The sequence below is a fragment of the Pantoea cypripedii genome (genome assembly GCF_011395035.1).
Taxonomy (GTDB): Bacteria; Pseudomonadota; Gammaproteobacteria; order Enterobacterales; family Enterobacteriaceae; genus Pantoea; species Pantoea cypripedii_A.
On the sequence record NZ_CP024769.1, the window covers coordinates 151,240 to 173,556 of the forward strand.

General features: G+C 54.5%; 20 protein-coding genes. 8 read left to right on the plus strand and 12 right to left on the minus strand.

The genetic code is table 11. From position 1 onward, the window contains the following. Positions 1 to 37: 37 nt before the first annotated feature. Complete coding sequence (locus CUN67_RS21105) at positions 38 to 499, plus strand: heme-degrading domain-containing protein (RefSeq protein ID WP_208717418.1); 462 nt, start codon at positions 38 to 40, stop codon at positions 497 to 499. A 44-nt stretch (positions 500 to 543) separates the two neighbouring features. Here the strand turns inward: CUN67_RS21105 and CUN67_RS21110 are convergent, their stop codons facing one another. The 4 genes from CUN67_RS21110 to CUN67_RS21125 form a co-directional block, all read right to left on the minus strand. Further along, the gene (locus CUN67_RS21110) at positions 544 to 1,857 is read right to left on the minus strand and encodes a cytochrome c (protein ID WP_208717419.1); all 1,314 of its coding nucleotides are present in this window, start codon (positions 1,855 to 1,857) and stop codon (positions 544 to 546) included. 2 nt (positions 1,858 to 1,859) lie between these two features. Next, positions 1,860 to 3,629, minus strand: a complete 1,770-nt coding sequence (locus CUN67_RS21115; RefSeq protein WP_208717420.1) for a GMC family oxidoreductase — start codon at positions 3,627 to 3,629, stop codon at positions 1,860 to 1,862. An 18-nt stretch (positions 3,630 to 3,647) separates the two neighbouring features. After that, on the minus strand, positions 3,648 to 4,376 hold the full coding sequence (locus CUN67_RS21120; RefSeq protein ID WP_208717421.1) for a gluconate 2-dehydrogenase subunit 3 family protein: 729 nt from the start codon (positions 4,374 to 4,376) through the stop codon (positions 3,648 to 3,650). A gap of 342 nt (positions 4,377 to 4,718) precedes the next feature. Next, positions 4,719 to 5,732: a LacI family DNA-binding transcriptional regulator gene (locus CUN67_RS21125; RefSeq protein WP_208717422.1), complete on the minus strand. Its 1,014-nt coding sequence runs from the start codon at positions 5,730 to 5,732 to the stop codon at positions 4,719 to 4,721. A 391-nt stretch (positions 5,733 to 6,123) separates the two neighbouring features. Here CUN67_RS21125 and CUN67_RS21130 point away from each other — a divergent pair, with 391 nt between their 5' ends. The 4 genes from CUN67_RS21130 (at position 6,124) to sfnG (ending at position 10,068) form a co-directional block, all read left to right on the plus strand. Continuing rightward, positions 6,124 to 7,047 (plus strand): substrate-binding domain-containing protein, encoded by a 924-nt coding sequence (locus CUN67_RS21130; RefSeq protein ID WP_439332288.1) that lies wholly within the window; start codon positions 6,124 to 6,126, stop codon positions 7,045 to 7,047. A 54-nt stretch (positions 7,048 to 7,101) separates the two neighbouring features. Beyond that, positions 7,102 to 8,280 (plus strand): Gfo/Idh/MocA family protein, encoded by a 1,179-nt coding sequence (locus CUN67_RS21135; RefSeq protein WP_208717424.1) that lies wholly within the window; start codon positions 7,102 to 7,104, stop codon positions 8,278 to 8,280. A gap of 130 nt (positions 8,281 to 8,410) precedes the next feature. After that, a complete protein-coding gene (locus tag CUN67_RS21140; RefSeq protein WP_208717425.1) occupies positions 8,411 to 8,749 on the plus strand; it encodes an ArsR/SmtB family transcription factor in 339 nt (112 codons plus the stop codon). A 212-nt stretch (positions 8,750 to 8,961) separates the two neighbouring features. Continuing rightward, positions 8,962 to 10,068: a dimethylsulfone monooxygenase SfnG gene (sfnG, locus tag CUN67_RS21145; protein WP_208717426.1), complete on the plus strand. Its 1,107-nt coding sequence runs from the start codon at positions 8,962 to 8,964 to the stop codon at positions 10,066 to 10,068. Here the strand turns inward: sfnG and CUN67_RS21150 are convergent, their stop codons facing one another. From CUN67_RS21150 to CUN67_RS21165, 4 genes are all read right to left on the minus strand, one after another. Next, positions 10,069 to 11,259, minus strand: a complete 1,191-nt coding sequence (locus CUN67_RS21150; RefSeq protein ID WP_208717427.1) for a CynX/NimT family MFS transporter — start codon at positions 11,257 to 11,259, stop codon at positions 10,069 to 10,071. 213 nt (positions 11,260 to 11,472) lie between these two features. Beyond that, a complete protein-coding gene (locus CUN67_RS21155) occupies positions 11,473 to 11,700 on the minus strand; it encodes a non-oxidative hydroxyarylic acid decarboxylases subunit D (RefSeq protein ID WP_208717428.1) in 228 nt (75 codons plus the stop codon). A 10-nt stretch (positions 11,701 to 11,710) separates the two neighbouring features. Further along, on the minus strand, positions 11,711 to 13,138 hold the full coding sequence (locus tag CUN67_RS21160; protein ID WP_208717429.1) for a non-oxidative hydroxyarylic acid decarboxylases subunit C: 1,428 nt from the start codon (positions 13,136 to 13,138) through the stop codon (positions 11,711 to 11,713). A 2-nt stretch (positions 13,139 to 13,140) separates the two neighbouring features. Continuing rightward, positions 13,141 to 13,740, minus strand: coding sequence for a non-oxidative hydroxyarylic acid decarboxylases subunit B (locus tag CUN67_RS21165; protein ID WP_208717430.1), 600 nt, complete (start codon positions 13,738 to 13,740; stop codon positions 13,141 to 13,143). A gap of 204 nt (positions 13,741 to 13,944) precedes the next feature. Between CUN67_RS21165 and CUN67_RS21170 the strand changes: the two genes are divergently transcribed. The 3 genes from CUN67_RS21170 to CUN67_RS21180 all read left to right on the plus strand — a co-directional run bounded on the left by CUN67_RS21170 (position 13,945) and on the right by CUN67_RS21180 (position 17,647). Further along, the gene (locus CUN67_RS21170; protein WP_208717431.1) at positions 13,945 to 14,364 is read left to right on the plus strand and encodes a MarR family winged helix-turn-helix transcriptional regulator; all 420 of its coding nucleotides are present in this window, start codon (positions 13,945 to 13,947) and stop codon (positions 14,362 to 14,364) included. Between the two features lie 204 nt (positions 14,365 to 14,568). Continuing rightward, entirely contained in the window at positions 14,569 to 17,088 is a 2,520-nt protein-coding gene (locus CUN67_RS21175; protein ID WP_208717432.1) for a hypothetical protein, read from the plus strand. Positions 17,089 to 17,146: 58 nt separating this feature from the next. After that, entirely contained in the window at positions 17,147 to 17,647 is a 501-nt protein-coding gene (locus tag CUN67_RS21180; protein WP_208717845.1) for a sterol desaturase family protein, read from the plus strand. 9 nt (positions 17,648 to 17,656) lie between these two features. Here CUN67_RS21180 and crtB read toward each other — a convergent pair whose 3' ends face one another. Genes crtB through CUN67_RS21200 form a run of 4 tightly spaced genes read right to left on the minus strand, consistent with a single transcriptional unit; the run spans position 17,657 to position 22,141 of the window. Beyond that, positions 17,657 to 18,595 carry a 15-cis-phytoene synthase CrtB gene (crtB, locus tag CUN67_RS21185; RefSeq protein WP_208717433.1) on the minus strand — a complete coding sequence of 313 codons (939 nt, stop codon included), beginning with the start codon at positions 18,593 to 18,595 and terminating at the stop codon, positions 17,657 to 17,659. Next, complete coding sequence (locus tag CUN67_RS21190; RefSeq protein WP_208717434.1) at positions 18,592 to 20,073, minus strand: phytoene desaturase; 1,482 nt, start codon at positions 20,071 to 20,073, stop codon at positions 18,592 to 18,594. Before CUN67_RS21190 ends, crtB begins: the two co-directional genes overlap by 4 nt. Beyond that, on the minus strand, positions 20,070 to 21,239 hold the full coding sequence (crtY, locus tag CUN67_RS21195) for a lycopene beta-cyclase CrtY (RefSeq protein WP_208717846.1): 1,170 nt from the start codon (positions 21,237 to 21,239) through the stop codon (positions 20,070 to 20,072). Before crtY ends, CUN67_RS21190 begins: the two co-directional genes overlap by 4 nt. Beyond that, entirely contained in the window at positions 21,236 to 22,141 is a 906-nt protein-coding gene (locus CUN67_RS21200) for a polyprenyl synthetase family protein (RefSeq protein WP_208717435.1), read from the minus strand. Before CUN67_RS21200 ends, crtY begins: the two co-directional genes overlap by 4 nt. Positions 22,142 to 22,317: the final 176 nt, after the last annotated feature.

Below are 22,317 nucleotides of genomic sequence, written 5' to 3' on the forward strand. Positions count from 1 at the left end.
ATGTGGAAATTTTATTTCATATGGAGAGGAAACCGTTATGTCGTCATCGCTTAACCTTGAAACCCTGTTGCAACAGGAAGCGGAACACCGTCTGCCGCAGTTTGACTTCGATCTTGCCTGGCAAATCGGTCAGAGCATCCAGCAGCGCGGCCGTGAAGCGCAGGCACCCATCTCGATTGAAGTTTATGCTTTTGGTCAGGTGCTGTTTCTGGCGGCGTTGCCAGGATCCTGTCCGGATAATCTGGAGTGGATGCGACGCAAGAGAAATACCGTGTTGCGTCACGGCCACTCTTCAATGTATGTGGGGCTGCTTAACGAGCAGAAGGGCGAGCGGATGGAGCGGCAGGCGTTTATCAGCCAGGCGGATTACACCGATCACGGCGGCTCTTTCCCGTTGCTCAATCCTCAGGGCGCGATTATTGGCGCTGTCAGCGTCAGCGGTTTACCTTCTGAAGACGATCACGCGTTAGCATTATGGGGGATTGCCCAGCTGCTCTAGACAGGAAGTCAGGCTGACCGCTTACTGCGGCCAGCCTGATTCGGTTACTTCATGGCGGGTGTTTTCAGCTTATCTCCGGCATCAGTCGCCTGGCGCAGCGTTGCCACATCGCTGGCTTTCACCTCTGCTGCCTGATTACCCCACGAATTGCGCACGTAGTTGAGCACATCAGCCATCTGCTGATCGTTCAACTTCCAGGCGAAAGCCGGCATCCCTGCCGCCGTTGGGCGATCTTCGGTATGGGGCGCACGCGCACCATCCAGCAGCGCATGAATCATATTGGTGGGATCGTTAAGCATCGCCGTGTTACCCGCGAACGCTGGTACCATGCCGTGAATGCCTTCCCCGGCCAGACCATGACATGCCGAACAATCCACCTCATAACGCAGCGCCGCCTGATCATGGCGTGCCTGCTCCATCACGAAGCCGGTCGGCTGCGGGGTCGCGGAGGCGGGCAGGCTACGCAGATAGGTGGCAATGGCGTGCAGATCATGATCGTTGAAATATTGCGTCGAATGCTCGACCGCTTCAGCCATCGGACCCGCCGCCACGCTGCTGCCATTGGAACCGGTTTTCAGGTAATCGGCGATCTCCTCATCCGTCCACTTGCCGATACCGGCATGGGGATTTTGTGAAATATCCGGGGCATACCAGCTGCCGAGGTTGCCACCCTGAAGATACTGGCTGCTGATTTCGCCGCCGAGGGCATTGCGCGCGGTGTGGCACACGCTACAGTGCGCCGGGCCATCGACAATGTATTTGCCGCGATTCCAGGCATCGGTCTGCGTAGTTTGTGGTTTAAACGCGGCATTATCGAAGAACAACAGGTTCCAGCCTGCCATCGCCAGACGAATGTTGTACGGGAAATTCATCCCGGCATTTTCGTCGATGGCATTTTTCACCGGTTGCTGCGCGGAAAAATAGGCCCAGAGATCGTGCATATCCTGATCGCTGATCTGCGTATAGGCGGTGTAAGGCATGGCCGGATAGAGGAAGCCATGCTCGCCACGCCCCTGGCGTACTGCGTTGAAGAAATCACGCTCGGTCATCTTACCGATGCCAGTTTCGCGATCCGGCGAGATGTTGGAGGTCAGCAACGCACCGAAAGGCGTATCGATCTTATAGCCACCGGAGAAATCAGCGTTATGGCAGGCGGCGCAGTCGGAAAGGCGCATGACGTATTCACCGCGTTTAATGGCGGCATCGTCGTTGCTGTGAAAATCCGCCAGCTGCACCTGATCGTCTGCCACGTCTGAGCGGGCGCTATCCAGCACCACCCACATTCTGCCGGTCACGCCAATTGCTGCGACCACTGCCAGCGCGGCGAGGGTCCAGCTAATCTTTTTTGCTTTCGCCATGATTACGCTCCCACCAGCGGTGCCGGGTTTTTAATGTAGGTCTGGTGGATGGCTTGTGCCGCACGTACCGCCAGCGCACCCACTGTCACTGTTGGGTTGTAACCGCCATTGTTGGGGAAGGCGGACGCACCGACCACAAACAGGTTGTGAGCGTCCCAGCTTTGCAGATAGGGGTTCAGTGCTGAGGTGCGGGGATCCGCGCCCATCACCACACCACCGATGGTGTGCGAGCTGTGTTGCATATAGGGGTTCCAGCTTTGTTCTGCCTGGTTATCCACCACCAGATGCTGGCCGCCCACTTCTTTCATGATGTTGATAGCGCGATCGGTGACGTATTTCGCCATGCGCACATCATTCTGGTTCCAGTCAAAGGTCATGCGCAGCAGCGGCTGGCCGTGACGATCTTTGTAGTTGGGGTCAAGATCGAGGTACGCCTCGCGCATCGGCATCGAGGTGCCCTGGCAGAAAATGGTACCCGCGGTCTGATAATCACGCGCATAGCCCGCTTTCCACTCGCTGCCCCAGCGTTTGGTACCCGGACGCAGCCCGTTCATGTTCTGAATCGGGCGGCCATTGGTGGAGAAGCCCATAATTCCAGCACCACCAATAAAATCGAGGCTGCTATGGTCAAAGTTATCGCCATTGAAATCATCGATTTGCACCGCCAGCGCACCGCCGCCAATAAACGGGTTCATATATTCGTTATCGAAAAAGCCGGTGACGCTGGAGCAGGTCTGGTAGTTGTAGTTACGGCCAATGGTGCCGCGCCCGGTAAGGGGATCGTATTTTTCACCCACCTGTGACAGCAGCATCAAACGCACATTATCCATCTGATAAGCGGTGATGCAGACGATATCGGCGGGCTGGAAACCTTCCACGCCTTCTTTGGTAATAAACTTCACCCCTTTCACCGTCTTACCGTCTTCATGTTTTACCGCATGCAGGACTTCAGTTTCCGTCAGCAGCGTGAAGTTGGGACGGCGCATCAACACCGGTAGAATGCAGGCCTGGGGTGAGGATTTGGAGAAGTTACCGCAGCCGTGGAAGTCGCAGAAACCGCAGTAGGTGCACGGCCCCATGCTGACGCCCAGCGGGTTAACATAGGCCTGCGACAGGTTGCCTGCCGGAACGGTAAACGGGTTATACCCCATCTTTTCCGTGGTCTGGCGGAACTTGCTCATCCAGTGGGTATCTTTCAGCGGGGGAGTCGGATAGTCACGCGAGCGCGGTCCTTCGAACACATTGCCGCCTTTGCGGCGTTCGCCATTGAGATTACCGGCGAAACCGGAGGTGCCGGCGATACGTTCGAAGCGGTCGTAGTAGGGGGCCAATTCATCATAGGTGATACCCCAGTCCTGCAACTGCAATCCCTGCATTTTCCCTGCGCCGTAGCGTTCGCGGGTCTGCGTTGCGACCTGAAAATCCCACGGGGTAAAACGCCATGACATCCCGGCCCAGTGCGTACCGGCACCGCCAACGTTCCAGCCAAACTGAAACGCTGACCAGTTACGCACCGGTGCGGCCAGCTGATCGCTACGGTTGCGGAACGTCGTGGTTTCAACGCTCATCGGTTGCAGAATTTTACGTCGGGTATGGAAACGCAGCTCATCGGCATCAATGGAAACCGGAAAATCGGTGGAGGTATCGCGCCACGCACCACGCTCAATCGCGACAACATTCAATCCGGCACGGGTCAGTTCTTCAGCCATCACCGAACCGGCCCAGCCCAGGCCGACGATAACCACGTCAGCCTTATTTCTTATTTGTGACATTGACTCAGCTCCAGCGTATTAATCGTTGGGAATCAGACTGACGGGAATCAGCGCCAGGTTTTCGTTGCGGCGCTCAATATAAGGGCGATAGTCATAGCGTGCGCCGGGGAAGCCAATCATCTTCCAGCCCGCCATATTTTTATTTCCACCGTAAATCGGATCGGATAAATAGCCTTCGCGCACGTTTTGCAGCATTAATTCAAAAAACGCCTGGCTGTTTACCGTATTTCCCAGATCAACTTTGCCATCTTCCATTTTTGTCAGAAAGTCATCGACTTGTTGCGCATTTAAAGTATGAAATGACGCCTGATGGTTTTTCTGTGCCCAGGCTTCCAGCGCAGTCAGCCCGGTTAAATAACGTTCCTTTGGCGTGGAGAGAAATTGCGGACTACCCATAATTTTCTCTTCATTTTCCGGGTGCAGCGGTGCGGCTAAATAAAGCGCCGCGCCGGAACCATAATCGCCCGCCAGCTGGCTATCGAGAAATTCAATACAACCCGCTTCACTGGCTGAAGGGCCGAGGTGGTCTGCGGGAATTAAACGATCAAAAATCGCTGCCAGATTCTGGCGATCCAGAGGGTTGGTCAGTACCTGGTAACCCTGCTGCCACGCGGGCTGCGGCAGGTGATCGGCACTCATTTGGGTTTGCAGCGGGACATTATGCAACTCCTTCGCGCGCAGCTGCGGGGCGACGGCAAGCGACGCAACAATCGAGCTGAGCGAAAAGAGCGCTTCTCTTCGGTTCATACATCTTTCCTTTCATCATTCCGTCTGCTGACGGATACGGCAGATAAATTTTACAGAGCACGACGTTCTAAACAGATGGCACGGCGATGCCGCGCGATAAATTGCGTGCAGGCATCAGCGACGAATCTGCATTCGTTATTATTTTCTCAGAAGGTATTTAAATACGGTTCGGACGTGTTGATATTATCGGTACGCCGTTCCGCAGGCTGGAATTTCCTGGCCTGATTAACAAGCATTAAATTTTAATTGATATAATTTGCTGCCATCGCTGCGGGTCCTGACGGCAGCAACTCTGGCAGCGATATTCACGTTGGGGCAGAATGACGTCTCCTTCTTATTACCTCACGGCTTCAGGTGAGAGCGTCGTATACGCAATTCTCCCTGAGTCCAGACGCCACCAGGGGTGGCACGTTCATCAATCAGACGGTTTAAGGCTTCTTCAATTAACAAATCAATGCGCTGGCTAAAGGTGGTGAGTTGCCAGCCGGGCAGGGCGGCCTCATCGATACCATCAAAACCCACCACCGCCATATGTTTGTTGCCAGCGCCCTCGCGCAATGCTTCCAGCGCCCCCAGTGCCAGCGCATCATTCTCACAGAACAAGGCGTCGATGCGGTCAGCAGGCGCGTTGGCATTGAGATACCCGGTCAGCACCGCATAGCTGCGCTCCTGAGCATAGCCACCCGCCGTCAGCATCACTTCCAGCGTTAACCTCGCTTCTGTCAGCGCCTGCTGTAAGCCATCGAGACGCTGCAAATGGTTGCTGCTGGTTTCTGGTCCGCGCATATAACCAAAGCGGGTATATCCCTGCGCCAGCAATAACTCGCCCAGCTGTTTTCCTGCACGCTGGTCATCGATCTTCACTACATCGATACCGGGAACATCATTGTTGCGACACAATTGCACCAGCGGGATGTGGTGCAGTTCCTGCGCGATATCCACCAGTTCTTCCGTCAGCACCGTGCCGAGAAACAACAAACCATCGACCTGCAATTGATCGGCCAGCATCATCACCGATTTATGGTTCTCGCTGTTGGTGATGTTCAGCAGCAGGGCCATGTAACCGCGTTTCTGCAACTGATTGGTTACCGTATCAATCAACAATAGCGAGTGCGGATTTCTCATCTCATCAATCACTACCCCGATAATGTGCGTCTTTTTTTGCGACAGGCTGCGCGCCAGCAGGTTAGGGCGATAGCCCAACTCGGTTGCTACGGCCAGCACGCGTTCACGCGCTTTGTCGGAGATCGAAGCCCCTGGCGTAAAGGCGCGCGATACTGTCCATTTCGATACACCCGCCTGGCGTGCGACATCGCTGGCGGTGGCTTTGTGGGGTTTTGTAATGGGTTTGCTCATAGCACCTGCATATCGGAGTTAGCGAAAGACCCCTGCATTGAACGTGAAACCCAATCGAAAATAAACACCCAAAGCGAGTTTGTGCGTCGAAACCCGTCGTGAAATAACCCTGTTTTTATGATGTTGCGATTATGTTTGATCTATGCACCCGATTGCAACGTTTTTTGCAATCGGGTGCAAATGATTCACATTTTGTGATCGTTTCCGCTGATTTGCATTTTGCCGGATTGACTAAATTTTCGGCGTAGACGACATTTTCGCCAGTGCCCCCCGAAGATTTGACTGTCCGTCTCTTTTTTTTGTTTATTTTGCACCCGGGTGCAAAATGCGAAAATCAGCAGTGTCGCTCTTCCGGTCGGATCATAACGACATGACCCTACAGGAAATGACCATGAAGACTTTGAAAACGATAGTTCTGACATTAGGTGTGTTGGTGTGCGGCAGCGTGCAGGCTAAAACCTGGCAGGTTGGTGTTGCGCTGGCCAATTTCGATCTCAATTTCGTCTCAATTCTGCGTACCCAGATGGTGCATGAGCTGGATAGCTCCGGTATGAAAGGACAGTTTTCCGATGCCAAAGGCGATGTGGCTCTCCAGGTTCAGCAGGTGGATGATTTTATTAACCAGGGCGTTGACGCCATTATCCTCAACCCGGTGGATACCCAGGGGGTAAGGCCGATGATGGAGGCGGCAAGACGCGCCAATATCCCGCTCGTCTTTGTGAATCGTAAACCGGAGGTGAAGCTGACAGGGCAGATGGCGTATGTCGGTTCTGATTCAGCCCTGAGCGGAAAAATGGAGATGGAAGCGCTGGCGCAACGCATGAACTACAAAGGCAATGTCGCCATCATTATGGGGGCGTTATCAAACGAAGAAGCGCGCGAACGCACCCGTGCGGTGGAAGAGGTGATTGCTGCGCATAAGGATATGAAAGTAGTGGAAAAGCAGACCGCGAAATGGCAGCGCAACGAGGCGGTGGATGTGGTGTCCAGCTGGTTACTCAACGGTACGCCAATCGATGCCATTGCCGCCAACAACGATGAAATGGCGATCGGTGCCATCATGGCGCTGAAACAGGCGAAGAAGGAACACGTGCTGGTGGCCGGTATTGATGGCACGCCGGACGGTCTGCAATTTATTAAAAACGGTGACATGGCGGTGACCATCTTCCAGGACGCAAAAGGACAGGCGACCGGGGCGGTGCAGGTCACCAAAGCGATGCTGGATAAACAGAAAACCGCACCCTACAACTGGATTCCGTATGCCACGGTCACCCAGACGAATTACCCGCAATTTGAACAGAAAAACCAGAAATAAACCCTTACCTTTGACCTCAATTGCACCCGAGTGCAAAATAATTAAGGAGTGGCTATGCAAAACGGTGAAAAGAAGATCCCCCGTCCTTTACGCTGGGCAATGATCGGTGGCGGGCGTTTAAGCCAGGTCGGCTATAAACATCGCTCCGGCGCGCTGCGTGACAATACCGCCTATCAGCTGGTGGCCAGCGCATTCGATATTGATGCCGAACGAGGCCGTGATTTTGGCGTCAACCTCGGATTGGCCGCCGAACGTTGTTACGACAACTATCAGCAGCTGCTGGCGGAAGAGGCGCAGCGCGAAGATGGCGTTGAAGTAGTAACCATCGCCACCCCCAACGGCACCCACTATGAGATCACCAAAGCGGCACTTAACGCAGGTCTTCACGTGATCTGCGAAAAACCACTATTTTTCACCACTGAGGAAGCACAGGAAATTAAGGCCCTGGCGGCAGTTAAGGGGCTGATCGTCGGCGTCACTTATGGTTTCTCCGGCCATCCTTTGCTGATGCAGATGCGGGCGATGATCGCCAAAGGCGATATTGGCGAAGTACGCATGGTCGAGCTGCAATACACCCACGGCTTTAGCGCTAACGATAGCGCCGACAAATTCAGTGATGCGCAGAAATGGCGTGTTGACCCGAAAATCGCCGGGCCATCATTCGTGCTGGGTGATATCTCCACCCATACCTTCTATATCTCGCAACTGGTGCTGCCACAGCTGCATATCACATCGTTGTTATGCGATCGCCAGAGCTTTATCCCCTCCCGCGCGCCGCTGGAGGACAATGCACTGGTGCTGATGCATTACGACAACGGTGCCGTTGGCCGCATGTGGGCGTCATCGATCAATGCCGGTTCGATGGATAGCCAGAGCATTCGCGTGATTGGCTCACGCGCCAGCCTGGAGTGGAGTGATTACAACCCCGGCGAGCTGAAATATGAAGTGCAGGGACAGCCAAATCAGGTACTGCATCACGGCATGCCCTATCTCGATGACAGCGCGCTGGCGGATGAACGCCTTGGCGCACTGCATACCGAAGGGCTGGCGGAGTCGTGGGCCAATATTTACCTCAAATTCGCCATCGCCATCAACGCCACGCAGCGTGGTGACCAGCAAACCCTCGCCAGCCTGATCTATCCCGACATTAACGCCGGGCTGGAAGGGGTGCGCTGGATCGAAAACTGTGTCCGTTCGGCGGATAACGGTGCCTGCTGGGTTAACTATCAATAAGGAACCATCATGAGACTTTCTTTCAGTCAGTAAACCTTTTAACACGGTGGGCGATAGCTCGCCGTGTTCTGTACATCCCGCCGTGTCTGCCCGATAATTCGACTTAATGCGTACCATTGAGAGACAGCCTATGACCAGACATCCACAGCGCGCAGAGATTCGCCTGGAAAGCGTGCTGGCGGCGCTGGGCAACCCGATGCGGATGACGGTGGTGAGCATCCTTGCCGATGGTGGTGAACATACCTGCGGTTCGTTGCTCCAGGGCGTATCAAAATCCACGCTGACCCATCACTGGCGCGTCTTGCGCGACAGTGGCGTGATCTGGCAGCGGCCTTCCGGGCGTGAAAACCTGTTGTCACTGCGCCGGGAAGATTTGAATGCACGTTTTCCCGGACTGGTGGATGCTTTGCTGACGGCAACCGAACAGGATGCGCTCACCCGCGCCACCCTCAATGATTTCCAGCCGTGAAATGCGTTGCATTTGCCACAGCATGGCAACAACGCCTGTTGCGACTGCAACTGTGTTAACCGATGGCTTACCACTCATTCCTTTATAATCAATAAATTACTTGCTGGGTAAAACTGGCATAGCCACTGCATAACGACATATAGCCAAAAGATTTAAGTGCTATTAAATCTTTTGATTTTCGATATAAGTCGCGCATCGCATGAGGACTCGCTATGTCAGTACCACAACCTGTTAGCCAACCCCTGCAATTTGCCTATTGGGTGCCTAACGTTTCCGGCGGTCTGGTGATCAGCCAGATTGAGCAGCGCACGCACTGGGACGCGGAATACAATCGCCAGCTGGCGAAAATCGCCGAAAGTGCTGGGTTTGATTACGCGTTGACCCAGATTCGTTTCACTGCCGGATACGGCGCAGAAAATCAGCACGAATCCGTGACCTTCTCTCAGGATTTGCTCAGCCAAACCTCACGTCTGAAGGTGATTGCCGCCTTATTGCCGGGACCGTGGAATCCGGTGCTGGCGGCCAAACAAATTGCCACCATCAGCCATTTGTACGGACCACGCATTGCGGTGAACATTGTCAGCGGCTGGTTTCGGGGGGAATTTAAAGCGATTGGTGAACCCTGGCTCGATCATGAAGAACGTTATCTGCGCTCGGAAGAGTTTATCCGCTGCCTGCGCGGCATCTGGGGCGAGGAACGCTTCACTTTCGCCGGGGACTTCTATCGCTTCCGCGATTATTCGTTAAAACCCAAACCACTGTCGCCACAGCCGGAGATTTTCCAGGGCGGTAGCTCCCGTGCCGCGCGTGATATGGCTGCGCGGGTTTCGGACTGGTATTTCACCAACGGCAATACGCCGGAAGGGGTACGCCAGCAGGTGGAGGATATTCAGGCCAAAGCCCTTGCCAGCCAGCACCGGGTGAAAATTGGACTCAACGGTTTTGTGATTGCGCGCGCGAGCGAGCAGGAAGCGCAGACGGTATTGCAGGAAATTATCGCCAAAGCCAACCCGGATGCGGTGAAAGGTTTCCAGCATGAAGTGAAAAATGCGGGCAGCGCCTCGCCGGAAGGGGAAGGCAATTGGGCGAAATCATCGTTTGAAGACCTCGTACAGTACAACGACGGCTTTAAAACCAACCTGATCGGCACGCCGCAACAAATTGCGCAGCGCATTATCGCGTTGAAGCGAGCCGGTGTGGATTTGCTGTTGCTGGCATTCCTGCACTTCCACGAAGAGGTGGAGTATTTTGGCCGTGAAGTGATTCCGCTGGTCCGTGAGCTGGAACGGCAGGAAGCAGAAACAGCGGTGCTGGCCTGATCAGAGATGGCGCGCCCGCCCGGCGAGGGGGGCCATCACCATTTGTATCGCAGCAATCACCACCAGCAATGTCAGCGGTAGCAGCCAGTTGCCGCTGGCATCGTGCAACATACCAAAACAAAGTGGCCCCAGCGCCGCCAGGCCATATCCCACACATTGCGCCATGCCGGATAGCTTCGATGCCTGGCGATGATCCTGGGTACGGAGATTAAATAACGCGAGGCAAATCACCATTGATGCCCCCGCACCCAGACCCGCCAGTACCAGCCACAACAGCGCCAGTGCCGGTGCCAGTAATAACCCCGTTACCGCAACAAAAATCGCCAGCGAAGCGGCAAAGCCAATGGCACGTTGATCGCGGAACTTTTTTAGCGCGCTCATACAGGCCAGGTTAGCGACAATCGCCACAATTTGATAGATGAACAACATCCAACCGGCTTCCAGCTGACTGATACCGTTGTCCTGGGCAAACGGGGTGAACCAGCCAATCAGGGTGTAAAACGTCAGTGACTGGCAGGCCATAAATAACGACACCTGCCAGCCAATGGCGGATCGCCAGGGCGACCGCGTCGGTTGCTGGGTTGCCGTGGCATGGGGATGTGGTGCGGTTTTTTTCAGTTTTGGCAGCCAGGCCAGTAGCGCGACGACGGCGGGGACTAACCAGACACCCAGGGCCAGATGCCAGCCCGAGTCGGTGAGTTGTGCCAGCGGCACCGCCACACCTGAAGCGATGCTGGCGGTGATCGCCATCGTGGTGGCGTACAGGCCGATATAACGTGCGGTATGCGCGGTGAAATCGCGTTTGATTAATGGTGGCAGCAACACGTTGGCGGCGGCGATACCTGCGCTGAGCAATAGCGTGCCGCCCCATAACGCGTTTTCACTGCCGCTGATGCGCAGCAGCGATCCCAGGGTGATGAATAGCAACGCGCCCCACAAGCTGCGCTCTAACCCGAAACGGTTGCCCAGCCATGCCGCAGGTGGCGCGAGAGTGGCAAACATCAGTAACGGCAGGAAATTCAACACCCCTGCGGCGCTGGCGCTCAGGCCAAAGGTCAGACGAATATTTTCCAGCACCGGCCCGGTAGCGGTGATCGGCGTGCGCAGATTGGCTGCAGTCAATAGCAGCAGGAACAGGAAAAAACCGGAACGGCGCAGGGCAGGAGTTGCAGAGAAAACAGTCTGGGTCATTTTTTCGCACCATAGAAAAAGGCAGAACAATTCTGCTCATGGTGCGTTGGTTGACGTTAACGCTTACGCAACGGCAGGTTGCCGTTGGGAGTCGGTGATACTAACGAGGCCGGGAGGGGATGTAAAGGGGGCAATGTTCATGATTCATGAACATTGCGAAGGCGTGAACATTTTCAGCGTCAATGGCGGGCCTGCACCCGCCAGCAGCCGTGATTATTTTGCCAGTAACGGCGGGATGGAGGGCACTTCCGGCGCATTGTCGATATCACTCTGCGTCATACGGAAAGCTTCCGGGTAATGCTCGCGCTGGGTACGCCGGGCGGGTTCGGTATCACGCCAGGTGTACAGGCAGTGCTGGCACTGGAAAACCGTCCAGACCCCTTTCACCGGTGATGTTGCCATCGTTTCAATATATTCGTCAGCACAACGTGGACAGATCATCTGTTTCTCCTTATTTGCGATTTGCCAGCAAGGCGGTAAGTTTTTCGACCCATACGGCGGTTTCCGGCAGGTCTTTCACCGGCTGGCTGTAGTGACCACGGGTATCCGGTGCAACCGGGGTGGTGGCGTCAATAATCAGTTTGTCAGTGATACCCGCAGGGCTGGAGCCGGGGTCGAGTTCCAGTACCGACATATTTGGCAACTGAACCAAATCACCCGCCGGGTTCACTTTTGATGACAACGCCCACATCACCTGGGGCAGGTTGAACGGGTCCACATCTTCATCAACCATAATCACCATTTTGACGTAGCCCAGCCCATGAGGGGTGGTCATGGCGCGTAGCCCTACCGCGCGAGCAAAGCCGCCGTAACGTTTTTTGGTGGAGATGATGGCGAGCAGGCCGTGGGTGTACATGGCGTTCACCGCCTGCACTTCCGGGAAATCGGCTTTCAGTTGTTGATAAAGCGGTACGCAGGTCGCCGGTCCCATCAGATAATCAATTTCTGTCCACGGCATACCCAGATACAGCGATTCGAAGATCGGTTTGGTGCGATAAGAAACCTTGTCGATGCGCACCACCGTCATGTTACGCCCACCGGAATAGTGGCCGGTAAATTCGCCAAACGGCCCTTCAATTTCACGCTTCCTCCCTTCAATCACCCCTTCAAGAATCACTTCGGAACCCCAGGGGACGTCAAAGCCGGTCAGCGGCGCGGTGGCGATGGGATAGGGGCTTTCGCGCAGCGCGCCAGCCATCTCATATTCGGATTGGTCATAGCGCAGTGGCGTGGCACCCATCAGGGTAATAATCGGGTCGTTACCCAGGGTGATGGCAATCGGCAAATCTTCGCCACGTTCTTCGGCTTTATGCAGATGCAGGGCAATGTCGTGCATTGGCACCGGCTGTAAACCCAGTTTACGTTTGCCTTTGACCTCCATACGGTAAATGCCGACGTTTTGTTTGCCAAAATGGTCAGGATCAAGCGGGTCGCGTGAAACCACACAGGCTTTATCCAGATAGAAGCCGCCATCGCCGTCGTTCAGCCGGAACAGCGGCAGAATATCGAACAGGTTGATGTCGTCGCCATCTACGGTATTTTCCGACCAGGGGGCATTCTCGCGACGTTCCGGGGCGACCGGGAAGTTATCCCAGCGGCGAATAAACTCATCAATTTGTTGTTTGACTGGCGTATTGGCAGGCAGACCGAGAGAAATTGCATGGTTTTGCCAGGAACCAATGGTGTTCATGACCACATGCGCATGGTTAAAACCTTTTATCCTGGTGAAAGAGATTGCCGGTGCACCGTCACCAATCCGCCCGGTGGCATTGGCCGCTGCAGCGATATCAGGCTCTGCCTGTACTTCTTCTTCGATATTCAGTAGCTGCCCCTGTTCATCAAGGGCTTGCAGAAAACTACGCAGGTCATCAAAGGCCATTCTTAACTCTCCTGTTTCAGGACATCTTGTGAAGTCGGTGTGCGTAAACCCTGCCAGCGGCGGGCCCTGGGAAACTCAAGGCCAAACTGATCGAGCACGCGGGTTACGATGTGGTTGGTCACGTCATCAATGGTTGCGGGATGGTTATAAAAAGCGGGCATCGGCGGCACCATCGCGACACCGAGGCGGGAAAGCGCCAGCATGTTTTCGAGGTGAATGGTGCTGAGCGGGGTCTCCCGGGGCACCAGCACCAGCTTGCGCCCTTCTTTGAGCACCACATCGGCAGCGCGTCCCACCAGACCCTCGGCATAGCCGGAGCGAATACCGGCCAGTGTTTTCATGCTGCAGGGGATAATGATCATCCCATCGGTGCGGAAAGAACCGGAGGAGATGGAGGCTGCCTGATCCGCCGGGCTGTGCACCACATCCGCCATTCCGGCAACATCACGTGCGCTATAGGGGGTTTCCAGCTCAATGGTGGTTTTTGCCCATTTGCTCATCACCAGATGGGTTTCCACCTCGTTGATGGGTTGCAGTGCCTGAAGCAGTGCCACACCCAGCGGTGCGCCGGTGGCACCGGTCATTCCGATAATCAGTCTCATAACATCCTCTGAATATTTTGTTCGTGTACGAACGTTATATTTAAACTAACGCCACCAGAGACAGTGTGCAAGAGTCCAGAGCAAAAAAATTCGTATACGAATTTTATTATCAAAGCGGGAAGTGTTAAGCAGGTTGGCGCTATCCGTACTTGTTGCATTACAATCAAGCGCTTAAGCATCTTCATTTCAGCCCCGGACGACATCATGCAAAAAGAATTGGGTAATGTGTTTTTTCATCTGATGCGGGAACTGCTGCAGGAACACACCTCCCTGTGGCAGAAATCGCTGCCTGAATTGACCAAACAGCAATATGCGGTGCTGTGTGCTGTCGAGGAACAACCGGGGATTGAGCAACTCGATCTCACCGAGGCGGCCTTAAGTACCAAGGCGACGCTGGCGGAATTGCTGGTGCGGATGGAAAAGAAAAACCTGATTGAACGGCAGCACGGCACCAGCGACAGACGCCGCCGGTTTATTTTCCTGACATCGGAAGGGAAAAAAGCATTAAGTGAAGCCAGGCCGATTGCCGAACAGGTTGATACTTTTTTTCTTTTCCGGCTCGGAGAACAGCAGCAAAGCGAAGTGGTGGTATTGCTGAAAACCATGCTTGGAAAGGGAAATTGAAGTTAATTATAACATTCAGCAGCGTTATCAATATGAAACGATATTGTTTCTTCCGATAATTTCGCGACTACCTTCACTATTTCAGACTTTAATGCTTGCTGGGATAGTCATATTCAGGTGAAAGTTATTCCAGGAATCAAAAAGCCAGGCTAAATAAGGATGGCCTGAATAACTTTCATCTCTAGTCAGCAGAGCATTTATATTATGCCAGATAATAATGTCATCGTGCCAGTGACCGGGCGCGGGATCATTCAGCCTTCAGTGCAAGCACGTCAACTTCCTGTTGCCAGAATGACAGGGGCAGTTAATCGTATTACCCCCTCGGTTGCAGCAATATCCTCATCGTTACCGCCGCGAGAGAAAATGTATTCTGATGGTGCTATTGCGCGGCCTGAAACGATATTAACCCGGCCATCAATTCTCCGGGAAAGAATTGTTCGGCCTGAGAAAGTTATCGCTCAAAATCATTTTCTTTCTGGTAATAAAACACCCGTCACGGGTGGCCGTGAACCACTGACAGTCAGTGCTATTCTGACCGCGAAGTTACAAGAAAATCGACGGGGAACGGGGAAAGTCAAATCCATCAGAATAAATACCCAACGTTCCCAGGGGAGTCGGTCAGGTCTGGATCATTTGCTGAGCCGAAAAGAATGGGCGGCAGAGCTAAATAATTCACAGCAACGGTTAGCGCGCATTAATCTCAGCGATGTAAATCAGGCAATATCTGAGCATAGGAGGGGTAGTGATCCGCTGCAAATGTCGTACATGAATACTGGTGCCAGTACATCACAGCAGCCATCATCGCCCGCCACCGATGTTCCTCCGATACCGCAAACGTCTTATCGGGGTGAGGGTGACCCGTGTGAAATGTATGCGCAGCAACAACAGCATATGGTGATTTTGACCCGTGGTGCGGGCGTGTACGCGCAATTTCCTAATCTGCGACCCGCGCTGGTATTAGCGAATAAAGTTGTGGGTGAAGCGTTCAGGAAAATAAAAAACCCGGAACATGTCGGTGAAGTGATGGATGCTATTGCATTTTGCACGGGTATTCGGCCAGAACGCGTCACCTTTACTATCTATCGCGACTTTTTAGGGCAGGTTCACTCTTTGTTGCGCCAGTTAACCACTTACCTGCCGGGTGAAATAAATGAAAACCAATTTGCTATCGTTGCAACCCCGCCAGGAAGCATTATGGCAGCGGCAACCATCCCACAGGATCCCCATAACCGGATATGGTTTGCCCGCAATCAGTCGACAACCGGCCTGGCTGAATTATTCAAGACAGTGATACATGAGCTTGGTCACATGTTCACAACAGAGAACCCGGCGTTTGATTTCATCTATCTGATACCGCAGGGGTGTAATGAGCAGGAGGTCTGTGATGTGGATGAATTGCAAAAAGCGTTAATCAATGAAGTTGCGTATATTGGGCATAATGTCGACGTGCGTGAAGCCTATTTTAAAAACACGATGAATATGCTGGGAAACAGTTATCCTGGCGCGCCGTTACAGGACATTTTCAGAGCCAGAACTTCCACTGAGGCTGCACGCGCAATGGAATATGATGACTGGCTGCGCTATGCGTTAGTCAGCAGAACATCCGATTTACTGAGTATATTGGTGATGAAGTTAGGCTATGAAAAATTTCTCAAAGGCTTACCGCCTCAGGCACGTTCTACGGCTGATCCTGCATCGGAGATGGCCAGGATAGAAGCAATCAAGGACAGAGCATCGATTAACCTGCATCTGAATACCATCTGTAATGTTATGCGCGATATTACAACGGATTTCAGAGCAGCCAATGGCGCAATGAGAAAGCTGGCCAGTATTGCGTTGCCTTATCCCGCCGAAACAGCGCAATGGTTAAAATTAATGGGGGGAGAGCTTCCCAATATGATGGGGCGTCTTTATCGCAATGAACCAAAAAATTCTGCACATGTCCTGGGTACGGTTAATTGTATTTTAACCTGGTTAATGGAAAAGGGGAGTTTACCTGCCAGCTATGTAAAAGGATGTCTTCTGCCGATTCCCTATACTTATGATTTTTACAACCCTAAAAAAAGTGAAGAGATATGGCGGGATAAACTGATTAATTGCTGGCTGGATTTATTACGCAGTTATCTCAGACAATCTTCTCCCATTCCACGGCAGGGGGACATCGAACACCTCATCAGGATATTGATCCAGCAATCGATGCACTACAGGAACATACCCGGATCTGTGCCATTTTATAAAGCTCTGGCAGTCGAGCTGGTACGTCGTATGAACTGGTTTAATCATGCAGCTATAAATCAACCCGCAAAAAGTGACGAACCTGAAAGAAAAAAAGTGAAAACCACGCCAGACCAGCCCGATAGCCAGCTGGTCAATCTGGCAAAAAAACAGCTCTGGTATGTCGTGATTGAAGATATAGATGGGGAATTTTTGCGTGGCTTCACTCCGGCAGGAGAACGTATTGTGGTGCGGGAAATTTTCACTGAACGACTCAGCAGGCCCGCCGCGCCCGGAACCAAAAAAATACGATGTACCCTACGAGAATGGCAGGAAAACGGACAGGTTTATTATCACGGTACAAAAGATGATGGGACACTCCTGCGCTGTGAGAATGATGAAAATAACCTCAGCCGGGCGGCAATGGCTGCTTATTTGCGGGAAGAGCCCACGGAAGAGCAAGTCATCATGCTGGCAAGAGAGTTAGCGGCCGGGGAAGACAACCACTGACAAAAATCTGGGCTATTTTGAGTAAGGATACTGACCCGTTAACGAAGAAGGACGGATGATGCTTTGGTTATTGAATACGCTAATCCTGCTTTCCACCGTCGTGCTGATGGAGGTGGTGGCCGCGCTGGCGCATAAATACATCATGCACGGCTGGGGATGGGGCTGGCATTTGTCACACCATGAGCCACACCACAACAAATTCGAACTCAACGATCTCTACGCCGTGGCATTCGCTGTGCTGGCGATTGTGCTGATCTTCCTCGGCGTCAAAGGGCTATGGCCCATGCAGTGGATTGGCGCAGGTATGACGGTATACGGTGCGCTGTATTTTATGGTGCACGATGGTCTGGTTCACCAACGCTGGCCGTTCCGCTATATTCCGCGTCGCGGTTACCTCAAACGCCTGTATATGGCGCACCGCATGCATCACGCGGTGCGCGGACGTGAAGGTTGCGTCTCGTTCGGTTTTTTATATGCCCCGCCGTTGCCTAAGTTACAGGCGGCGTTGCGCCAGCGACAGGGGCGAGAAAGGGTGTCAAAGAATCATACGCAACGGTAGCGGCGCGATTTATCGCGCGGGGTTTTCCGGTCGTTGCCACAGCCCAGCCGGGCGCGCCAATGGCGCAACCAGCCGCGATCGCATTGCCAGCATGGCTCCCTTCAGCAGTAACCCAAGTTTCTCACCTTTGCTGGTATGCTGACGCGCATCCCACGCCTGTGCGCCTGCCTGCAATACTTTCATGCCAACTTCACGATACACGCCGTGAGCAGTGGCGATAGCCCAGGCCGAACGCAGCGGCAGCCCTGACAATCCGGCGTATGCGGACTGATAATAAGGTTCTGCTTCTGCCACCAGCCGTGCAGCTAACGTGGCAATCGCTGCACGATGTTGCACATCGGCGAGGTTTTCGGCGTGTAAACCCAGCGGATGCAGCCAGTCCGAAGGCAGATAGCAGCGACCATTGCGTGCGTCCTCGATGATATCGCGTGCGATATTGGTCAGCTGAAACGCCAGCCCTAAATCACAGGCGTGATCCAGCACCTTTTCATCACGCACCCCCATGACGCGCGCCATCATTAAACCCACCACCCCCGCGACGTGATAGCAGTAGCGCAGGGTATCGTCGAAGCTCAGATAGCGCTGGTTACGCGCATCCATAGCAAAACCTTCGAGATGGTCGAAAGCCAGTTGCGGTGGGATATGGTGCATCAACGCCACTTCCTGAAAGGCTGCAAACGCCGGTTCAGTCATGGTGGCACCGCTGTAGGCCCGGCGAGTTTCCAGTTGCAAATGCGCCATACGGGCCAGTGCATCATCGACAGCATGCTGCGATCCGGGCATTCCCAGCGTTTGGCCATCAATGACGTCATCGCAATAACGACACCAGGCATACAGCATCAGCGTGCTGCGTCGCGTTGAGGCATCAAACAGCTTTGCAGCGGTTGAAAAACTTTTTGAGCCAGCAGCCATGGTCCAGGTGGCGTGCTCCATTAGCGGCATACTCATCCGGCAAGATCCTCCAGCATCAGTTGCGCAGTGGCTTTGGCCGAGCCAATGACCCCAGGAACCCCGGCACCGGGATGGGTGCCTGCGCCAACCAGATATAAATTATGAATCGCAGCATCGCGATTGTGTGGCCGGAACCAGGCGCTCTGCGTCAGAATTGGTTCCAGCGAAAACGCTGAGCCATGATGGGCATGTAGCGTGTCGCGAAAATCAAAGGGCGTGAACATGCGCTCGGTCACCAGTTGCGAACGCAAACCAGGCATCTGGTGCTGCTCAAGATAAGCAAAAATACGATCGCGTAAGCGCGGGCCTTCCTGCTGCCAGTCAATATCCGCCGTGCCCAGATGTGGCACGGGCGTCAGCACATAAAAACTGCCACATCCCGGCGGTGCCAGACCCGGATCGCTGGCGCAGGGGGCATGCAGATACAGCGAGAAATCCGGCGAAAGCTGGTTGCTATGGAAAATCTCATCAATCAACCCGCGATAGCGTGGGCCGAAACATACCGTGTGATGTGCCAACTGCGCATGTGGTTGATTCAGGCCGAAATAAAGTACAAACAGCGAGTTACTCATGCGTTTGCGTTTTAGCGCAGCAGCGCGTTTGGCGGCCAGGGGATGATGCGCCAACAGGCTGGCATAGGTATGAACCACATCGGCGTTGGAGGCCACTGCCGCTGCGGCAAAACGTCGCCCATCGGCCAGCTGCACACCGCTTATCCGGTCACCCTCAGTTTCAAGCCTGTCCACCTGCGCATTCAGCAACAGTTCGCCGCCGAGATCCTGAAACAGCTTCACCATGGCGTTGATCAGCGCCCCGGTGCCACCACGCGGAAACCACACGCCCCATTCACGTTCCAGCGCATGGATTAAGGTATAAATCGATGATGTGGCAAACGGATTACCGCCCACCAGCAGCGAGTGAAAAGAAAAAGCCTGACGCAGATGGTCATCCTGCACAAACTTCGCCACCATGCTGTAAACGCTGCGCCATGCCTGCAAGCGACCGAGTTGCGGACCGGCGCGCAGCATAGCGCGTAGCGACAAAAAAGGGACGGTGCCGAGTTTCAGGTAACCCTCATTGAAGACATCGCGTGAATAGGCGAGAAACTGACGGTATCCCGCCACATCAGGCGGGTTAAATGCGGCGATTTGTTGCTCCAGCCGGGTCTGGTCGTTGTCATAATCGAGCGTCCGACCATCCTCCCAGCACAGGCGATAAAAGGGGGTGACGGGCATCAGTTCGACATAATCACGCAATGACTTGCCCGCCAGCGTGAACAGCGCCTCAATGGCGGTGGGATCGGTAATCACCGTGGGGCCGGCATCGAAGGTAAACCCCTGATCCTGCCAGACATAAGCACGGCCACCGGGTTTATCGCGCTGCTCCAGCACGGTGGTAGGGATGCCCGCTGCCTGTAGACGGATTGCCAGCGCCAGGCCGCCAAAGCCCGCGCCAATCACGTAAATACGCTTCATGGTTTCTTCCCTGTTTGCACTTTTGTCGCCAGCAGCGCCCGCAACGCGGCAGCGGGTGGGACCGGAGGTTTGCCGCACAGAATGCGTACTTTGTCGGTAAGGGTCAGCTGCCCGGCATAAAAGCGGCCAATTAATCCGGCATTCAGCTGGTAAAAACGTTGCATCACGCGCCAGCGTTGATTGGGCTGACCGGCGAGAAACAGCATGCGATTCAGCAGGCGGAAAAAGCGTTGCTCACGCCACTGTCGTCGGGCAAAGGTCTCGATATGTTGGCTCAGCGTATTGGCATCGGTGGGCAGCAGGCTGGCGATGTGTTCCGCCAGCGCCACCGCCGTGGGTAATGAATAGCCGGTGGTGGCGTGGAACAATCCGGCGCGCAGGCCGCTGCATGGCTGCCCACGTTGCTGCTGCCAGAAAGCGTCAATATCTCCGCTCAGGGTGATGGGCAATGCGCCGCGTTCCTCACGTATCAGCAGGCTTAAGTGCCAGCGCTGCTGTCGGGCATAATCGGCGATATGCTGTCGTGCCACTTCCTGTGCCAGCAGAGGGGTATCGATATAGTGGGTGTCCTCAATCAGCAACCGGTCATTGCTGAGTGGCAGGGTGTAGACAAACCGGTAACCTTGCTGCTGCGGCACTGTTGCATCCATCAGTATCGGTTGGGTCAGCCCATGCGGTTGCGCCAGTTGCCATTCCTGACCGATAAACACCTGATAGCCGAGGGACAGATGCGGGGAATATTGCACGCCACGACCGTCGATCACCACCGGAGCCTGCCATTGGCGGCCATCAGCCAGCGTGACGCTACAGGGCGTCAGCTGTTGTACGGTACAGTGGGTGCAGAGGTCATCGCCGAAGATGGCATGCAGCTGACGGGCAAAGGTGGCCGACGAAATCGTGAAATAATCACCGGGCAGGGTGCGTTGCAACGCCGGGAAACGCACCTGATATCCTGACCAGCGCCGGGTAACCAGTGGCGCGATCCAGCGATGCTGATCGGCATGTAAATCCTCCTGATGAAACGACCAGGTGTGGTTACCGCCTGCCTGGGGCTGGCTTTCCAGCAGCAGGCATTTCAGCGTGGGATGTTGCTGGCGCAGCCGCAAAGCGATCAGCCCGTTTGCCAGCCCGGCCCCCACCAGGATGACGTCATAGTCGCTGCTCAGTTGAACCTCGCCAGCTGTTGATTAAACAGGGCGTGCATGTACTGGCGGGTAGCCATACCGCGATGGCAGGCGCAGGCCAGATGCGCATCGGCGCTGCGCAGATGGTCACGTAAGCGGCGCTCGGCACCTTCTGCCCCCAGCATCGCCACCAGTGTGGATTTTCCCGCGTCCTGGTGGCGATCTTTACCGGTGTGCTTGCCGCCATCGGCGAGATCGTCAAGTAACTGAAAGGCCTGGCCTAAGTCCTGAGCAAAAAAGCTCAGTTTCTGTCGTACCGATGGCGAAGCGTTTGCTGCGATTGCCGCCATTTGTAGCGTGGCGCGGAATAACACGCTGGTTTTGAGTTCATTGGTGAGTTCGATGGCTTCGGCACTGCGTATATGAGCGCCATCATGCAGATCCTGAAATTGCCCCTGCACCAGTCCCTGTAAACCTACCGCCGAAGATAGCTCGGCAACGGCGGCGGATTTATGTTTTGCTGCCAGGCCGGGTGCCAGTGCGATCACCTCAAAAGCGCGGCTAAGCAGCGCCACCGCCGCGAGGATGGCGACATTCTCGCCAAATTCGCGGTGCACGGTGGGGCGGCCGCGACGCATCTGCGCATTATCCATTGAGGGGATGTCATCAAGAATCAACGACGCGGCGTGCACCATCTCCACCGCGCAAGCGAGGTCGAGCAGGCCCGGTTGTTGGATGTCGCACCCCATATCATGCGCCGCCAGCAACAGCAGCAAGGGACGAATGCGTTTGCCGGGTGCCAGTGTGCCTGCCCGCATTGCTGCCCGCACGCGATCTGCCTGCTGCCCGCCAGGGAGCAACTGCTCAAGATGTAACTGCAACCGCTGTTGCAGCCGGTGCAGCTCGCTGTGCGGGTTGGCAAGAGTATCAACACGGGCAGACATAGCGTTTTCCAAAGGTTATTAAATCTTTGTGGTTTTTTTAACCGTAGACTGCACAGGGGGACTTCGCCAGATAAGCGAAGCGATTTGTATTGAGACTCTGAATATGACTGGCCTAAAGCTGCGCAATAGTTAACGTGATCGCTGCGACGAAAAAAGTAACCACTCGCCGTAACATA